Annotated in this window: 11 protein-coding genes; 7 read left to right on the top strand and 4 right to left on the bottom strand. The window is 37.8% G+C overall.

Annotated features, from left to right (window positions below):
- The first annotated feature begins 361 nt into the window (after positions 1–361).
- Together LS41612_RS19845 and LS41612_RS19840 are read left to right on the top strand one after the other, a co-directional pair.
- Positions 362–5,131: an endonuclease gene (locus LS41612_RS19845; protein ID WP_080653314.1), complete on the top strand. Its 4,770-nt coding sequence runs from the start codon at positions 362–364 to the stop codon at positions 5,129–5,131.
- Between the two features lie 201 nt (positions 5,132–5,332).
- Positions 5,333–5,749 carry a hypothetical protein gene (locus LS41612_RS19840; RefSeq protein ID WP_024362426.1) on the top strand — a complete coding sequence of 139 codons (417 nt, stop codon included), beginning with the start codon at positions 5,333–5,335 and terminating at the stop codon, positions 5,747–5,749.
- Between the two features lie 577 nt (positions 5,750–6,326).
- Here LS41612_RS19840 and LS41612_RS19830 read toward each other — a convergent pair.
- A complete protein-coding gene (locus tag LS41612_RS19830) occupies positions 6,327–6,587 on the bottom strand; it encodes a hypothetical protein (protein WP_231785538.1) in 261 nt (86 codons plus the stop codon).
- Positions 6,544–6,756 (bottom strand): response regulator, encoded by a 213-nt coding sequence (locus tag LS41612_RS23220; RefSeq protein WP_024362428.1) that lies wholly within the window; start codon positions 6,754–6,756, stop codon positions 6,544–6,546. Before LS41612_RS23220 ends, LS41612_RS19830 begins: the two co-directional genes overlap by 44 nt.
- 204 nt (positions 6,757–6,960) lie before the next feature.
- Here LS41612_RS23220 and LS41612_RS19825 point away from each other — a divergent pair, with 204 nt between their 5' ends.
- The 3 genes from LS41612_RS19825 to LS41612_RS19815 all read left to right on the top strand — a co-directional run bounded on the left by LS41612_RS19825 (position 6,961) and on the right by LS41612_RS19815 (position 10,102).
- Complete coding sequence (locus tag LS41612_RS19825) at positions 6,961–7,614, top strand: helix-turn-helix transcriptional regulator (RefSeq protein ID WP_024362429.1); 654 nt, start codon at positions 6,961–6,963, stop codon at positions 7,612–7,614.
- Between the two features lie 53 nt (positions 7,615–7,667).
- The gene (locus LS41612_RS19820) at positions 7,668–9,023 is read left to right on the top strand and encodes an MATE family efflux transporter (RefSeq protein ID WP_024362430.1); all 1,356 of its coding nucleotides are present in this window, start codon (positions 7,668–7,670) and stop codon (positions 9,021–9,023) included.
- Positions 9,024–9,103: 80 nt separating this feature from the next.
- Positions 9,104–10,102, top strand: coding sequence for an acyltransferase family protein (locus LS41612_RS19815; RefSeq protein WP_024362431.1), 999 nt, complete (start codon positions 9,104–9,106; stop codon positions 10,100–10,102).
- A 217-nt stretch (positions 10,103–10,319) separates the two neighbouring features.
- Here the strand turns inward: LS41612_RS19815 and LS41612_RS19810 are convergent, their stop codons facing one another.
- Together LS41612_RS19810 and LS41612_RS19805 are read right to left on the bottom strand one after the other, a co-directional pair.
- The gene (locus tag LS41612_RS19810) at positions 10,320–11,501 is read right to left on the bottom strand and encodes an alginate O-acetyltransferase AlgX-related protein (RefSeq protein ID WP_024362432.1); all 1,182 of its coding nucleotides are present in this window, start codon (positions 11,499–11,501) and stop codon (positions 10,320–10,322) included.
- Between the two features lie 10 nt (positions 11,502–11,511).
- Positions 11,512–12,936, bottom strand: a complete 1,425-nt coding sequence (locus LS41612_RS19805) for an MBOAT family O-acyltransferase (RefSeq protein WP_024362433.1) — start codon at positions 12,934–12,936, stop codon at positions 11,512–11,514.
- A gap of 580 nt (positions 12,937–13,516) precedes the next feature.
- Between LS41612_RS19805 and LS41612_RS19800 the strand changes: the two genes are divergently transcribed.
- Both LS41612_RS19800 and LS41612_RS19795 read left to right on the top strand, forming a co-directional pair.
- Entirely contained in the window at positions 13,517–16,570 is a 3,054-nt protein-coding gene (locus LS41612_RS19800) for an S-layer homology domain-containing protein (protein WP_024362434.1), read from the top strand.
- Between the two features lie 242 nt (positions 16,571–16,812).
- Positions 16,813–18,306 carry an S-layer homology domain-containing protein gene (locus LS41612_RS19795; protein ID WP_024362435.1) on the top strand — a complete coding sequence of 498 codons (1,494 nt, stop codon included), beginning with the start codon at positions 16,813–16,815 and terminating at the stop codon, positions 18,304–18,306.
- The last annotated feature ends 27 nt before the right edge of the window (positions 18,307–18,333 follow it).

Here is an 18,333-nt window from a genome sequence, read left to right as displayed (position 1 = left end):
CAATCAATCTAACACTTTTCCTACGTTTATCTATAGCTAACCGCTGTAAGGAGTAACCATGAAAAAGTACGAATTGTTTAGCAAAAGTGAAGTTTCGGTTAACAATTGTACTATTTTGTTGTGTGCTTAGGTTCTTGGAAAATGCTATAATTTAACAGTTACTATATAGTAATTCAATAGTGCATTAACAGTTATATGGTTTCATATATATATACTGGGGAAATAAGTTTTACTACTATTGATGGCACGCTTTATGCGTCTGGTGTAGGTACAAACCGACAGCCGAGATAGAGAGATGGTAGACCTTCTTCGGTTAAGAAGAAGGTTTTTATGAAGCAAATACTTAAAGAGGAGCTAACTGATGATGTCTAAAAAGAAATGGAACAAGTCATTCAATGCTTTTCTCGCAACGACATTAGTTGCGAGTGTATCGATGCCAGTAATGCCTAGTCAAGCTGTTGCGGCTGAATTAGCTACTGATTTAATTATCTCTGAGTATATTGAAGGGTCCAGTAATAATAAGGCGATTGAACTTTACAATGGAACGGGTTCAACGATTGATTTAAGCCAATACAAACTTGAACTTTATACAAATGGTAGTACGACACCAACGAACAAACAGACGTTAAGTGGCACTTTAGCACATAATGAGACAATCATTCTCTATAATTCTAGTGCAGTAGCAGCGATCAAAGAGAAAGGTGGACTTGCTTCAGCTGTTACCGCGTTTAATGGTAATGATGCGATTGTTTTAAAGAAAGGTGAAGAGGTAGTAGATTCTTTTGGTCAAATGGGGTTTGATCCAGGCAAGTCATGGAATGACAATGGGGTGTCGACTGTTGATACAACATTGGTTAGAAAGAGTTCCATTACGTCTGGTGATAAAAATCCAAGTGACACCTTTGACCCTTCATTAGAATGGCAGCCCTATCCAATTGATACATTCGAACATTTAGGCAGTCATACAATGGATGGAGGACACGGTGGGCCTATTATAAAGGCAGAAGCCGTCACAGCTTCTATACCTTCTGGAACGGTTGCGTCAGGTACTGCCATTGCATTATCTTCTGCCACTGCTGGTGCAACGATTTTTTATACAACGGATGGAACAGAGCCAACATTACAAAGTGCTAGTTATACGCAACCAATCGTTATTGATAAAACAATGACGATCAAAGCGATAGCAGTTGCACAGGGGCTGGAAAATAGTGATGTGCAAACTTTTAATTATACCGTCATTGGACAAGCAGATGTTCAGTCAATCGCGGATGCAAGAACACAAGCGAACGGTACAACAGTAACAATCAAAGGTATTGTGGCAGGGAAGCTGAAAAATACCATCTCTGTACAGGATGGAACAGGTGGTATCGCTGTACGTCCGACGAGTCTAAATGTAGAAATTGGGGACGAAGTAACGCTTAAAGGGAAGCTTGCGGACTATAGAGGGTTACTGCAATTAGACGGAGCTCAAATTATCGACAAAGTGGCAGGTGTTGGTGCACCAACTGCAAAAGTAGTAACAGGTGCAGAGATAGCAGAAGCAAATGAATCACAACTTGTTACGATAAAAAATGTTGCGCTGACGAATGTGCAAGCAGGAAGTGGCTGGGCAAACTATACAGCTAGTGATGGTAGCAATTTCTTAGTACGCGATGAAACGAATGCGCTAGGCTTAACGGTCGGCACAACATATGAATCGATTACGGGCATTGTCCAACAATTCGATCAGGATTACCAAGTGATACCACGTTCTGTAAACGATATTGTTGTGGATAGTACAGCATTAAAACCAGCGATTGCGTCGCCAAGTAGTGGTACATTTATTAATCAAACAACGGTCACTTTATCAACATCGACAGCTAATGGGGAAATCTATTACACAGTAGATGGTACGAATCCTACTATATCAGGTATTAAATACGAAAAACCAATCGATATTACGCAAAACACAACATTAAAAACGGTTGTCAAAGCAAGTGATGGCACGTTTAGTGAAGTGATGACCTATGACTATGTTATTACAGATGCGCTGCAAATTCATGATATTCAAGGGGAAGGCCATCGTTCTCCATTTGCTGGCAAAACCGTTGATGGCATTCAAGGGATTGTAACATATTCATTTTCTTTAAATGGTAGTTATTATTATACAATTCAAACACCTGATGAATTAGCGGATGATAATCCGAATACATCGGAAGGAATCTTACTTTATAGCGGAAAGAATGCTTGGCCGATTCAAGTAGGAAATTTAGTATCGGTAACAGGTAAAGTAGATGAATATGCGTATGATGGCTACAGTGATGCGAACCAAACAGATTTAAAAACGACGCAAATCAATGTACGAAATGATCAAGGGGGCAAAGTACAAGTACTTAATGCCAGTGTAGCATTACCAAAAGCCATTCAAATTGATAAATTAAAAATGTCATTTAGCCAAATTGATAGTGACAATCTGCAAGTTTTCAACCCAACAATTGATGCCATTGATTTTTGGGAAAGTATTGAAGCGATGCGAGTGGAAGTAGGCAATGTCAAAGCTGTTGCTCCACAGGAACATGGCGATTTAGTAACGGTTCTTGAAAGTGAGCCAACAAACACGCTGCATGGTGGGGTCTTGTATGAGGAAGGAAAAACAAACCCAAATCGTATCCAATTTAGATTGGAACCGAACGGAACAGCTCGTGATTTCGAAGTTGCCACAGGCGATAAGTTTAGCGGACCGATTACGGGTATTGTGGGCTACTCTTATCAAAACTTCAAAATTTACGTGCCATTAGATAACATGAAGCAAGCCCATGTAAAAGGGACGGCAACACCTGAGACTACCAAAATAGTCAAAGCAGAGGATAAGCTAACAATTGCCTCGTATAATTTGGAAAACTTTTCTAATAACAAAACATCCACATCGGATGATAAGGCGCGAAAATTAGCACGCGCCATTGGTACTGATATGCAAACGCCAGACATTGTAGGGGTGACGGAAGTACAAGATAATAACGGCGAGTCGGCTGGTGATGCCAAGGCAGATCAAAGTTATCAACGCTTAATTGATGCCATTAAAGCTGAAAGTGGTATTGATTATAAGTATGTCAATATTGACCCTGTGAATAATGCAGATGGTGGTGCACCGAACGCGAATATTCGTGTTGGTTTCTTATACAATCCAGCAAGGGTGAACTTGAAGGAAGGAATCCAAGCAGGGGATGCGACTACTGCGGTTAGTTATCAAAACGGTCAATTAACGCTGAACCCAGGCCGAATTGACCCGATGAATGAAGCATTTAATAATAGCCGTAAACCGTTAGCTGCACAATTTGAGTTCCAAGGTGAAGATGTCATTGTGATTGCTAATCACTGGAATTCTAAATCGGGTGACACACCATTATTCGGAGCAACACAACCACCGCAATATAAAAGTGAAGTGCAACGCCAAAAAATCGCAAATATTGTGTATAACTTTGTTGCGGATGTTAAAACGAAAAATCCAGATGCAAACATTGTATCGTTAGGTGATTTTAACGATTACCAATTTGCCAAAGCGCTTAAAATTCATGAAGGTGAATGGATGACTAATATGATCAATAAAGCCGATTCATCTGACCGTTATACGTATTTGTATCAAGGAAATTCGCAAGTATTAGATCATATTTTAGTTTCTAATAACCTTCAAGAAAAAACGATAATTGATATTCTTCATATTAATGCAGACTTTACAGATATGGCAGGCCGTGCAAGTGACCATGACCCTGTCATGGTGCAACTGGATTTAAAACAAGGTCCTACAGTAGAACCGATTCAACCTGAAATCACATATAACTATGAGAACTTTAAGAAAAATATCTTAGTTATTACAAAACCGAGTGTAGCATTACATTTAGATGCAGCGTCGTATATTACGAAGGGCGTACACTTAAAAGGGAAGTATGTCGAGCTTCACGGTGAAGGCTTTAACAAGACAGATGTGATTATTACGCCAAATCATCCAGAGTCCATTGTAGACTTAAAGGGCAATACGTTTAAAAAGATTACCATTGAAGGCAAAAATGTAAGTGAAATTAGAGGCGCAGAAAATATTGACTTACAGTTGATTGAATTGAAGAAGGGTGCATCGTTAGAAAACATTAAATTTACAAATTCTAAGGGGCAACCGATAGTGTACCCTCCTGTCCCTGCTGAAAACAAGCAACCAATCATCAAAAAGCCTTTTACAAATCAGACAGTAGCTGTAGGAACGGACATTACCATCGATTTAACAGAGCATTTCGCTGATCCTGATAATGACGAATTGACATTTACCGCTACAAAAGGTTCGATAAAGGGCAAACGCTTAACGTTAACTTTAGAAGCGGGTAGTCATATTGTGGGTGTTACTGCATCTGATGGTACAAAAAGTGTTACGGCCAATTTTAGTGTTACTGTAACGGCTAACGACTACTATACTGCTGCCTATAACAAAGAGGGGCAAGCACTCAAAAAGGCGCTGCATGATATTATTGCAAACCAAAAAGTATTATCCTATGATGCTGCATGGGATGCTTTGAGATACACAGATGAAGATCCGAATAATACAAATAATGTCCTGTTATTTTATTCCGGTAAATCTAGTCCAAAAACAAACAACGGCGGCAATGTAGGCAACTGGAACCGAGAACATACGTGGGCAAAATCACATGGGAATTTCGGCACAAGTCAAGGACCAGGAACTGATATCCATCATTTACGCCCTACCGATGTTCAAGTAAATAGCGCAAGAGGAAATTTAGACTTTGACAATGGCGGTAGTCCAGTCGCTGGCTGTAACGGTTGCTTGAAAGACGCCGATTCCTTCGAACCACCGAATCGTGTCAAAGGGGACGTTGCACGCATTCTGTTTTATATGGCAACGCGTTATGAGCTAGGCGATAAAGTAGACCTTGAATTAAATGACAAAGTCAACAATGGAACAGCTCCGTATCACGGTAAACTTTCGGTTCTTTTACAATGGCATCTACAAGACCCAGTAGATGACTATGAAAAACGACGAAACGAAAGAATCTACGAAATCCAAGGGAACCGCAATCCATTTATCGACCATCCAGAATGGGTAGAAACGATTTATGGCAACAAACCAGCGGTGCAGATGGTGAATTAGCAAAATGCAAAAACCAGCCAGTTTTCAGCGGTAAGTCGCTGAAAACTGGCTGATTTTATTATGGATTGGCGACAAGCAATTGATTTCAAACGAGCTTGTGAATACATAATACAAAATATAGTTGTGAAAGTCATGGGTATGTATTCCATTTATGATAAAATTTATTACAACACTCTATAGGAGTTAATAGAGGGGTGAAAAATGGATACATCAAAAAATGCTTTCATTATAGTAGCGGTTGCAAATAGTGCAATTGCATGTATAAGTCAATTTCTTGGTTCAATGTTAGACGGAAGGTTTGATTCATTATTCCAATTTTTAGCTTTTCCTTTCGTTATAATTCTTCTGAATGTGGTGTTAGGATTTAAATTTAGAATGAAGTTTTATCAATATTCACTGTTCGCATATTTAGGATTATACGTATCTATCTTTGTCTGGGGCACTTTTGTTTTGGTGGAAAGCACAAAAAAAGAATTGCCTCCGGGCGAGATTGTATTAGGTGCAGATCTCTTATTTATTATAGTTGTGACAATAGTCCAGTCGATTATTTTCCTTATTTTTAATTTAATTACATATGTAATTTATAAAATGGTTTTTTCAAAACTAGTAAGGTTGTGAAATAGAATGGTTAAAAACAAAGCAATCGCTGCTGTCGTTACAATTATTATTGGCATCTTTATTATTCCACTATTTATTACTTCTACATACAGTATTGTTTATGGTATGTATGGTACTGCATTTACGGCACCTTCTATGCTTGTAGCTTTAGGAGTTTCCTTACTTATTGAGAAACATAGTAAAAATAAACATATAGTATTGATGTATATTAAACATCTCCTTTGTGCCTTAATTTTTTCACTGTTGTTTACACTCCTTAATTTTGATATAAACACGTATAAAGATACTTTTTACATTAGTTCTTTATTGGGGAGCGTTTATATTATAATATTTGTCACATTTGATTATTTGTTGAATAAGTATAGGATTGTATAGAATTTTAAATTTGTAACGTTCCTTTTTACGCACATGTTCCCGTAGAAAAACACCTCCAATTGAAGTGTAGGTATCTAAACCCTATTTCAATCAAAGGTGTTTTTTTATTGTCTATTCTATTGGTGTCAGTTCCGTCGTCGCTGTAAATGAAAGGGAACGGTTCTATTTAATGTGCTACTACTAATTTCTTTAAATAGCTTCGTCAGATAATGAAGAAGCTTCCTATAAATAACAGTAAAAATATACTGATGCCCATTGCCGTCATTTCATAAAATGACGATGATATCATATTGCGCATGGAGAACATTACACAAACTAATAGAATGCTAGCAAAGGTGAAGGGGATAAAAACTAGCATAGCTAATTCCTTGGTCACTACAGAAAGACCAATTTTTCGAATGCCTGTATATTTTGCTTTTTCACCTTCCACTGATGTTTGTAAGTAGAAGTAAAGAATGCTCATAGATAGTAACCATCAAAGGCAAAACAAGGTGCGGTTGAAATGCTTGAAAATGATCGAGCACTTTGTCAAAGTCTTGTGTAATAACGCTTTGATAGCCGTATTTATCTAGTTGATTTTTCAATGTTTGAGCAATATCCATGTCATCTTCCACAATTGATATTTTATACATTTTATACCTCTCTTATAGCTAGAAGCTTTCTTCTATTTTTATCACTAAATGATTGCAATATACCTGAAAGGAAGTCAATTCCTATTCTATACGCAAATAATTTACTATAAAGCAAAAATACGATTTTTCACTTGTAGCCACTTTGTGTACTGAAGATTTTAGTCCATACTAAATATAGAAGTGACAGAAGGGGGGAGCTGTAAGATGATTCGTAATCGTCAAATGGAGATATTGCTACATTTGTTGAAGGTGAAAAAGACAACGCATGAGGCGCTGGCGCGTCAGTTTGAAGTAAGTGTAAAAACGATTCAGCGGGATATTGATAAGCTATCGATGATGGGTGTTCCAGTTACTTGTAAGCAGGGGCATAGAGGTGGCGTGTATATTGAAGAGCATTATAAACTATCTAGTAGCTTCTTTAATGATGAAGATTTGCAAGTTTTAACATTTGCGTTATCTGTTTATGATAGTTTGTCAATGCAAATGCATAAGGAGCGTATATTAAAGAAACTGGCACTCATTTCTCCAGAATTGATTTATCTGTATGAACAAGATGCCAAAGATTATTTTATCGTTGATCTTTTCGATAATAAGGTCGATATGACAGAAGCAGTCTATCAACGGATAAACCATTGTCTTGACGAGGAATACTATCTTCGTGTCATTATTGGTGAGAAACAAATGGACGTAGCACCGATTAGTTATGTTTTAAAAGCGGATGGGTTATATTTATATGCTTTTGAAAGGAAGTATGTATTAATAAAGATTGCTTCAATTACTTATTCGCATATAACGAATATTGAGTTTGAACGAAATTTTACTCCGTACCAACAAAATCACACAATTATTTTCAAATAAGACATTAGGTGTCTTATTTGACATGATATTGTTTGTGTTGGAGGGGATGCTAGATGAAGTCCAATAACTTCGACAACTATTCAATCAGTAAATTAATTGCAACGTTCTCACTTCCTGCAATCTTGTCCTTAATTCTTGAAATGATGACTTCCGTAGTGGATACGTCTTTTGCAGGGCATATAGGTAGCCAAAGTGAAAGTGCCTTATCTGCCATGGGCTTATTATCGCCGATACTTGCTGCTTTTGTAGCACTGCAGACGCTCTTTGCCACGTCAACGGCAATCATGATTTCAAAGTATTTAGGTAGTGGCGATCAACTTCAATTAAATAAGTATTTTCAGAGTGGGTTTGTGATGACCTGTGTTGTTAGCTTTGTTACATCTGGTACTACATGGATTTTGATGGAGCCACTTTTAACTATGTTGGGTGCTAAAGGTGAAGTATGGAAGCTTGCCAAAGATTATTTAACTATTATTCTACTTAGTAATATTTTGAGTGCTATTGGTTATACATTGACGAGCGTTATTCGAGCATTTGGTTATCCAAAAGTAGAGGCAATTATTATTACCATTGCAGTGGTGATTAATATTGTGTGCAATGCTATTTTAACTTTCGGCTTTCAATTAGGCGTTGTTGGTATTGCTTTAGGCACTTTCATTAGTGAGTTAGTATGCGCTATTATTTCCATTGTTTATTTGGTGAAACGTCATATCTGGTTTTTAGCGAGCAAGGTATCTTTAGGAGAACATGGATGGCTGTCCTTTCAAATGTTGAAAATTGGTTTTGCCCAAACGGCCATACAATTATTAGCCGGTGTTTCTGCATTTATAGTAAACCATCAGCTCATATCAATAGGAAGCCATAGTCAAATAGCGATTTGGAATATAGCCAACAAGATGTATATGCTTGTATTAATGCCGATTATTGGTATCACGCAGGCAGTTCAAACAATTCTTGCTTATTTTGAGGGTAAGGGAGAATTATTGAAAAAAAATAAAACTGTAAAAAAGACAATGTTGTATGCGATTATTTATGGTATTGGTATTACTGTAGCCATGTATATGTTCAGTAATGTGATTTTGTATTTGTTTACTTCTGATGAAACGATGTTAACATCAACACAACATGTGATAAAGGTCATTTTTCTAACATTTCCGCTATTGGGTATTACCTATACAATTATGACTGTATTGCAGGTTACAGGTAAAGAAATTTATGCCGTAATCCTTGGTCTAATCAGACAGGTTATCGTAATTGTGCCGCTCGTTCTGCTTTTACCGACTTTTTTTCGTAAAGAAAATGTGTTCGATATTAGTCCTGCTTTCTCCATATTTTTGTCAATTCCACTTGCTGATATTGCGACACTTAGCATCGCTATTGTATTTTATAGAAAAATACTACAAAAATAGCTACCAACTAGTGCCATTGCATTATCTGATAAACTATGACATGCTTAATAGAGAGAGTATAGTACTAGGAGAATGTTGTAGTGATTAAAGAGTGGGATTTCCTACGTGTAGTGGCATGCCTATCCATTTTACTATTACATACATCATCCTGGGTAATTTTGGAGGTTGGTGTAGAACCCGAGCAACAGGTTTATCTGTTTTTGCGGATTGCGCTTTGCTATGCAACGCCGACGTTTATTGTGTTATCGATTATCATATTGTCAAATCGTTATCGTGAACGGCTACCAATTTATTTTTGGTCGAGTCGTCTTCAATATATTTTAGTGCCTTTTTTAGTGTGGGCTTTTGTCGATGCATTATTGGTGGAGTCAATTTATCGTAAAGGTTTGTTATGGGACAAGTATTTCTATAATGTAGTTTATGGAGAGTTTGTGGGCTGGTTTGTTGTAGTTATTTTCCAGTTATATGTAGTATTTGCGTTGGTGAAGCGTTTTAAATGGTCGATTACGTGGTTTCTACCGCTCAGCGTGCTGATTACGCTAGTACATCATGCGGTCATTGCCTTGCCTTATCCAATTTTTGAGGACCATGCGAATGTGCTACGCTTGCTGTTTACAGGATGGCTTGGTTATTTTGCAGTTGCCTATGCGATGGGAGTCTCATATGAGAGACTAGCTGCATTGGCGAAGAAGTACCGAGGTGCAACGGTTGTTTTCGTTGTACTTGCTGTACTGTTTTTGATGATTCGTATGTTACTTGGCTATACTGAGGTGCATTCGAGGCGTCTCGATATAGTCCCACTTGTCTTTAGTGTTGTGCTTTGTGTTATTGCTTGGGGGCAGTCATTGCCAGCTACGAAGTTGGTTCGTATTATTAGTCAATATGCGTTTATGATTTACCTTATCCATTGGGAAGTGCTACGTCTATCGACAAGCTGGTTTGTGGCACATTTTGATAGCACATTGACGCGTGTTTCCATGCTTATGCTGTGGACACTTGTTGTTTGCATTGGGCTGACGAAACTATTGTCATTCCTACCGTTTAGTCAATGGATTGTGGGAAAGTTGAAAAAACGTTAAAAAGCAGTGATCTCTAACTAGATAGAAATCACTGCTTTTGTAATTGTTTTGCGAATCGCGGGTAAATCGAAGTAAATCGCGGGTAAACCGGAGCGAATCGCGGGTAAATCAGAGTAAACCGCGGGTAAACCGTAACGAACCGCGGGTAACCCTAAGTAAATCGCGGGTAAACCTAAGCAAACCGCGGGTACCTCGTTATCACGTGATTGACCGATAGTTACTCGGGCATCAGTTTTAAATTGCGATCATTATAGGCAAGAATGACATAGTCCGGTTGCATGTTTTGTAAGTAAGGAATAATATCTTTTTCTAAATAACGTAAGTCTAAAATGGTCACAGTTTTAAAGTGACTTGCTACATGAAATTGAATGGTGTTAAAGTATGAATCTTTAATGACGACGAGATGTTTGTCGCTGTCATAGTTTTGGTTGACGATTGTAAGTTCAGCAAAGTCGCGGCTGTAGGCATCCGCATAGTTCACTATGGCGTCAGGACTCATCTGTTTCGCCCGACCGTATACTGCGTCATACGGTGCAGTGACGCCACCTTCAATTGTACCGTCGTAGATTGTAAACTGTGTTGCAAACGATGCAGGTTCGTTATAGCAAATTTGTTCATTATTCTCGACGGTCATATAGAGTATTTTATTCCATGAGCCGGCGAACTTATTTGGTAAACAAAATGTATTGGCTTCATCAAAAGGAATGGTTGCTATTGTTTCACCCAGTCGTTTGTTTAGTGTATGGATAAGCGCTTCGTAGCCTGAATAGGCACCGCGAATTGTCCAGTGATGATCTGTTTTAAAGAAGTTGCGCTCGGCAGAAAAGTTTTCTTGCATTTCATCATAGAGACGAATATTGTCTACGCCTGCAGCGGTAACAAGTTCGTGCAGTTTTACATTGTTTGCAATACCAGCATCTTCTGGCATATAGCGTGGGCTTGGCTCACGTGAATAAGTCGCCTTTGCTGGTAGGGAGTAAAATGTAAATGGTATATGCTTTTCAGCTAGACCTTTGCTTAAGCGTTGTAAATCAGAGGCAAAAGCAGCCAGCTCTTCATCAGGTTTTACTGCGGCCGGCTTCGAAATAATCCAGCCAGTTTTATTATCAACAGCGTACTTATCATTTAAATACGTTTTGCCCACAACACGTTGAAAGTTTACATAATTGCGCATCCATGTATCACGTGCAGGAAACTGGTCAGAAATATACGACTCTACTTGCTTGGACCATGTCCCTGTTAAAATTTCCTTAGCGCTTGGCGTAATGTTGGCAGATTCTAATGGCCGGTTTTCCATTTCTGATTGCGGCCGATCCACCGTTAATACATGCACGACGAAGCCACCGAAAATAATGCAAAAAAATGTAATTGGTAATAGATACGTTTGAATTTTTCGCATGATGTCCCACCTAAAATCTAAAGTAAATGAATGGATTATGTGTTGCGTTTACTAAAAACATCGTAATAAATAACAAAAGTGCACCATAGTAAACGGTTTGTGTAATGCGCAGACCCCAGTCAAATGATAGGGAAGCGGCTGCCTTTTGTTCACTCCATGTTTGGTAAAGCTTATAAATCGGCATGGCAAAAATAATAGCGATGACAAAGTAAAGCGCATAATCTTTTGTCAGTAAAATCGTTTCATAATTGTACAGTGCGGCATCGGAAAGCCCAAACATCGTTTTGATAAATGAAAATGCATATGTAAAATCATTTGCTCTAAAGAACACCCAGCCAATCATTACGATCATTAATATATACATATGTCGGACGATACGTGGAATGCGTGCCAACCATTTCAACAGCACCCATTTTTCCAAGCAAATTAAGATACCATAGTAAAAGCCCCATGCCATAAAGGTCCAACTTGCCCCGTGCCAAAAACCAGTAAGTGTCCACACAACAAGTAAGTTACGATATAGTTTCCATTCATGGCTAACACGACTACCACCAAGTGGGAAGTAGACATAATCTCTAAACCAACTGCTAAGTGAGATATGCCAGCGTCGCCAAAAGTCTGTAACAGATTGTGCTATATATGGATAGTTAAAGTTTTCTTCAAATTTAAAGCCGAAAATTCGTGCTAACCCAATTGCCATATCACTATAGCCTGAGAAGTCAAAATAAATTTGCAGGGAGTACGCTAAAATCCCAATCCAGGCAGTCCCCGTTGTTAAATCCCCACCTGATAAGCTAAAGACATGATCGGCAACTTCGCCCATCGGATTGGCTATCAGTACTTTTTTCGCCAGCCCTTGTACAAAGCGACGCGACCCAATCATCCAATCTTCTGCTGTCGCAATACGTTTCTTAATTTGTTCAGCTACCGTTTGATAACGAACGATAGGGCCTGCAACGAGTTGCGGAAATAATGTAATAAACAGTGATAAATCTAAAAAATTGCGCTGTGCCTTTACGTCCTTTCGATAGACGTCGATTACATAACTAAGTGCTTGGAACGTGTAAAATGAAATACCGATTGGCAGCGGTACAGCCTGCCATTCAATAGGTTGCGACAAATAATTATTGACAATATCCACGAAAAAGCCAGCATATTTGTAATAGCCTAAGATGGCTAAGTTGCTAACAATGACTAACCAAAGTAATGTTTTGCGCTTGGACTGGGAAGCGGTGTTTTCAATAACGATACCGAGCACATAATTGAGTACGATGGACAGCATCATGAGAAGCACATATTTCGGCTCACCCCAAGCGTAAAAAAACAAACTTGCCAACAGTAAAATCGTATTGCGTAGCATCTTCGGAGAAATGAAGTACACAACAATCACTAATGGCAAAAAGACATATAAAAAAATAAGACTACTAAATACCATTTCTGTCAAATCCCCATCTCTGTAAAAAATAAAACTTCGTGAATCGCTGACTAGCAGTATGAAATGCCACAAAGCTTGAGCAAAACGCCACAAACTCCGAACGAAACGCCACAAAACCCGAGATAATCGTCACAAAACCGAGTTTTACCACTATTAGAAGTCTAGTAATGCCCATTTACTTTAATAGCTATCGCTAGATTCTGGTTTCCATAAAATATTAATCCATTTTTCCAAGGGAATTAATGAATAAATTACCTATATTATTGTAACTTAAATTCACGATTTGTTCACTATTCCTTTAAGTGAGATATTTGGCTTACTTAAAAATTATTGGAAGGGAAAAAGTCTCAATATCTATGGGTAAAATGGTATATTTTTCGAACAAAAGAAACGTTAGTATGCCAAAATTCGGATGGAAAACAAATTATAAATAAACTAATAAATGTATTTGTAACCAATTAAGATAAACTATTACCACATCCTTCATTCCAAATATTGCACATAGAAATGTATGTTCTACTTCTTTTATAATAGAAACGTAGTCACAAAAGTGGCTAATTTATCTAGGAGGTTTTTGCACATGAAACAAAAATATAGTAAATGGGTTGTCGGCGCAGCATCAGCAGCTCTAGTAGCATCAGCAATCGTACCAGTAGCTAGCGCAGCAAGCTTTTCTGATATTGAAAATAGTGATCACAAGGACGCAATCTTAGCATTAGCGGACGCTAAAATCGTAGGAGGTTACACTGACGGTACATTCAAACCAAATGCAGTAGTAACACGCGGTAACGTAACAAAATTCTTAGGTAAATGGTTAGTATCTGAAGGTTATGAAGTGCCAGCTGACTATGCAACAAAAGCTCGTTTCACTGACCTACCAACTACAGCTCCAGACCAAGAATTACTACAATATGCAGCACTTGTTAAAGATGCTGGCGTATTCAAAGGTTCTAACGACCAATTAATGTACACTAAAAACATGTCTCGTGAACAAATGGCAGTAGTATTAGTACGTGCTATCAACACTGTTTACGGTGTAGACTTAGTTGCAGATTACAAAGAATCTGACTTCAAATCTACAATCACTGACTTAGATAACGCTACAGCTAACGAAAACCGTGAAGCAATTATCGCGTTAGAATATGCTGGTCTTACAAACGTTAAAGCGTTCAACCCTAAAAACACTTTAACTCGTGGTCAATTCGCATCATTCTTAAACCGTACAATCACGAACATTGCAGAAGCTCCTTTAACTGTAAAAGAAGCTAAAGTTGTTGACGCAACTACATTAGAAGTAACTCTTTCTGATGATACAAAACATACTGTAAAATTAGAAACTGCACTTCCAGAAAACAAAGAAACTAAAGTAGACTTCGAAATCGAAGGCAAAGCTTATTCAGCTGTAGTTACATATGAAGTAGCTGAAGTTAAATTAGAATCTGTAAAAGCTGTTAACGCTAAAACAATCGAAGTAAAATTCAACAAAGCAGTAGAAGATACTTCTAAAGCTACAATTGAATTATTACGCGGTACATTCAAGCAAAACGTAACTCTTACTTGGGCTGCTGACAAAAAATCAGTTCAATTAGTAGGCGCTACAAACTTCCAAGCTGCAGATTACACTGTAAACATCTCTGGTTTAACTGAAAAAGTATTAACAAGCGACGTTAAAATCGAAGCTCAAAAAGTTACTTCTATCGAAATCTTAGACGAAGTAGCAGTAGTTGATACAGCTATCCAATCTAACGGTACTTTCGCTGCAGGTACAACTGCAACTGTTGGTTACGTAGTGAAAGACCAATACGGTACAGATATTACAAAAACAACTTCTTTAAAAACAAATGATACTGCTAACACAACTGTTGTAGCTGATGCTGCTAAAGGTGTAGTTAAATTATCAGGCGCTGTTGTAGAAGGTAAAAAAATCGGCGATTTAGTACCAGTTGTATTATTTGATACTGCTACAGGTACTTCAGTTTCTAAAACTGTGAAATTATCTGCTGAATCTACAGTTTCTTCTATTGAAGTAGCGGGTGTTTACAACGCTAAAGGTGAAGAAGTAGTTTTAAATGATAACTCTAAAGCTTCTGAAGCATTCATCGTATTAAACCTTAAAGACCAATACGGTAAAGAAATTACAGATGCTGCTAAAGCAAGTGGTTTAGTAATTACAAACACTAACACTACAAACTTAACAATCGATAACAAAGTAACAAAAGTAAAAATTGGCGAAAAAGATAAATTAGTAGTTGCTTTATCATCAATCTTAAAAGCTGGTGATACTGATGTATTATTAATTTCAACAACTAACGGCCAATCTGCAAAATACACTGTGAAAGTGGCAGAAACTACTACAACTAACGCAATCTCTGTTTCTCAACCAGAAATCGCAGTTGCTAACGAAGCTACATTAATTCCTTTAACAGTTACTGATAAAGAAGGCAATGTTATCACTAACAAAAAAATCTTAGCTGATGCTAACAAAGGTATTAAAGTTGGCGGCACACCAGTTGCTGAATCTGCTCTTGAAGTAAAAGACGGTCAAGTATACTACAAAACAACATTTGGAGCAGCTGGAACACAAGCATTAGTATTCCAAACTTCAACATTCAAAGTTGCTACTATCACTGTAGATGTTAAAGCTGCAGCAGTACCAACTGTAGTTCGCGGACTTAAAAACCCATTAGTAATTTCAACTGCTCAAGCACCAGTGACAATTACTGCAAAAGATCACTTAATCATTGAAGACCAATACGGTCGTGAAATGAAAAACTCTGCAGCTCCTGTAACAGTTACATTAGTTGGTACTTCTGATGTAGTATCAGTAAGTGCAAACCAAGTTACACCACTTAAAAATGGTACTGCAACATTAAACGTTGCTCTAGTAACGAAAAATGGCACAATTGATTCTGCTGTAGAAGTAAAAGTACAAGTAACTGATGGTACAGAATACAAAGGTTACGAAATTGCTGAAATCGGTAAAACAAAAGTAGCAACTGACAAAAAAATCACTGTTAACGGTTTATTAAACGGTGGTAAAGTTGCACTTGAGCCAAACGAATATACAGCAACAGTAACTGGCGGTAAATTAACTGCGCCACAAGCTGTAACTGCAGGTAAAGTAAATATCGCTGAAACAGCTTTAAACACTGATACAACTCCAGCAGCAAACAAAATTGATACAGAATTCACTTTAAAAGTAACAATTAATGCAACTGGTGAAGTATTAGAACAAAAATTCGTTGTTTCAGCTGACGCTGAAAAAACACAAGATTTCTTCTTTACAGCATCAACAGTATCAGTAGATTTAGCTGATTACAACGTAGCGAAAGCTATTACAGAAGCTACATTAGCATCTGGTGCAACTGTAGCAAACTTAAAAACTACAGGAGATGCTCCAGTAGTAGTAAACGTTGCAACTGTTGACCAATATGGTAACAAAGAAATCAAAGCACTTGCAGCAGAAACAGTTACAATCGTACCTGAAAAAGTTACTGATGTAACAATTGCTGGTAACGGTACTGCAGCTGCAACAGCTACATTAAAAGCTGGCGTTACAGAAGCTAAAGTAACTTTAAAAATTAAAGTTGGTAACGCAACAAAAGAACTTAAAGCAACAATTGTAACTCCTTAATAAAACGAAGTGTTACTTTATACACTAGTTTACTAGTGTTATAACTAGCCTTGTGATTAGATGAAATCTTTTGATTCATCCTAGTCACAAGGCTTTTTTAATGGAAAAAACAGCGGGTATGAATACATTTGACTTTGCTACAATGCTATAAACTACATAACTATAGAAGAATATGAAACTTTTAGTATTATTTCCATGTGTTATCATAGTATGATAGGGAAAAGACGTAGGGGGTCGAGTGAATGAAACGAAATAAATTATTTCAAGGTGCAATCGTTGCGGCTTTAGCTACAAGTGCCATTGTAGTAGTGCCGACAGCGCACGCAGTTGAAGGATTTAGCGATGTGGATATGACGAAAGAATATGGAACTGCGGTGAAAGATTTAGCTACCCGCGGGATTATTAATGGTTATGCAGATGGTACATTTAAGCCGTTTGCAGATGTCACACGTGGACAAGTAGCCAAAATTTTAGCAAATTTATTGGCTTTAGATACGCAAAATGTAATAGACCCTCAATTTACCGATGTTAAGCAAAGTGATGAATACTACGGCGCAATTGCGGCATTAGCAAATGAGGGAATTGCGACAGGCTTTGCCGATGGTAGCTTTGGTGTCAATCAAGCCATCACACGTGAGCAATTAGCGAGCATGTTAACATCTGCTTTCCAATTAAGTAATAATACTGAAGATTGGACACTGCCGTTTACGGATATTGTAAAATACTCTGATGCGTATTATGCAGTAGGTCCATTGTTTGAACACAATATTACAAAGGGTATTACACCTACAACATTCGGTTTAAAAGAAACAGTCAAACGTTCACAACTTGCATTATTTATTCATCGTATAGAGGCGATACAAGCAAATCGCGTTGTCCAAAGTTTCGCTGCGCGTGATTTTGGAGCTACTCAATTGGAAGCCTATTCTTATGATAATATAGCGGCTGATGGGGAGCATGAATTTTTCAAAATTCATCAAACAACGAATGGTTTGACGGTAGAGGCATTGCGTGAAGGATCTGGCCACTTTATGTTAGTAAGCTACAATATTGATAAAGAAGAAAACTATGAGATTATTGACACGCAAAAATATAAAGTGGTCGTTACAGAAGTGGATGGCAAGCTTCAACTTGATTGCCAACAAACAGATGAAATTACACCGGGTTCAGCATTACTTTTCGAAGAGGATTTAGGCTTTAATCCGTCTCATATTCAGCTAACAACTGCAAATGGTCATGAAGTAAGTGACAAAGTCTACGTCTATCAACCATTCAATTTTGATGGTTGGGAGCCAGAAAGCATTCCAAAAGGCGGCAATTATGAATTGAAGTTATTGCAGGCAGGTGACTACATTGCAACATTGTCGGATGATAAAGGACAATCTGTACGTGTAGGTATTCATGCTGAAACAGATGGTTATGAAATGTATACTTCAGCAGCAGTTGAAGTCAGCAGTGTTTTCATTCCGAAGAGTGAAATAGGCTTTACTGTGAAAGATGTTCACGTAGAGCAATTTACAGGAGCATTGTATGATCACAAAATTGTTGATGTGGAAAATGCTGCTGATGGTGTAACAGTTAAAAAAGTTGGCAAAGGTGAAACCATTTTTGCCATTCGCCTAAACGGTACGAATGGTGAAAAGCTATTTGTCCAAGGAATGATGTATGAAGTAAGTGGAATAACGACGATGTATTACGAATTAGCGACACAACAAGATATGGAAAATGCGTGGTAATTCACCGATAGAACATCGTGATACGAA

Origin of the sequence: Lysinibacillus sphaericus (genome assembly GCF_002982115.1) — a bacterium.
GTDB lineage: Bacteria > Bacillota > Bacilli > Bacillales_A > Planococcaceae > Lysinibacillus > Lysinibacillus sphaericus.
Note: the sequence above shows the minus strand (reverse complement) of the source record. Positions and strands in the feature narration are given on the sequence as shown.

What these genes read in the sequence shown, in the direction of transcription:
- LS41612_RS19800 (WP_024362434.1), top strand. Translation starts at nt 13,517, where the DNA reads ATGAAACAAAAATATAGTAAATGGGTTGTCGGCGCAGCATCAGCAGCT.
- LS41612_RS19830 (WP_231785538.1), bottom strand. Translation starts at nt 6,587, where the DNA reads ATGAGCATTCTTTACTTCTACTTACAAACATCAGTGGAAGGTGAAAAA.
- LS41612_RS19820 (WP_024362430.1), top strand. Translation starts at nt 7,668, where the DNA reads ATGAAGTCCAATAACTTCGACAACTATTCAATCAGTAAATTAATTGCA.
- LS41612_RS19840 (WP_024362426.1), top strand. Translation starts at nt 5,333, where the DNA reads ATGGATACATCAAAAAATGCTTTCATTATAGTAGCGGTTGCAAATAGT.
- LS41612_RS19810 (WP_024362432.1), bottom strand. Translation starts at nt 11,501, where the DNA reads ATGCGAAAAATTCAAACGTATCTATTACCAATTACATTTTTTTGCATT.
- LS41612_RS19845 (WP_080653314.1), top strand. Translation starts at nt 362, where the DNA reads ATGATGTCTAAAAAGAAATGGAACAAGTCATTCAATGCTTTTCTCGCA.
- LS41612_RS19825 (WP_024362429.1), top strand. Translation starts at nt 6,961, where the DNA reads ATGATTCGTAATCGTCAAATGGAGATATTGCTACATTTGTTGAAGGTG.
- LS41612_RS19805 (WP_024362433.1), bottom strand. Translation starts at nt 12,936, where the DNA reads ATGGTATTTAGTAGTCTTATTTTTTTATATGTCTTTTTGCCATTAGTG.
- LS41612_RS23220 (WP_024362428.1), bottom strand. Translation starts at nt 6,756, where the DNA reads ATGTATAAAATATCAATTGTGGAAGATGACATGGATATTGCTCAAACA.
- LS41612_RS19795 (WP_024362435.1), top strand. Translation starts at nt 16,813, where the DNA reads ATGAAACGAAATAAATTATTTCAAGGTGCAATCGTTGCGGCTTTAGCT.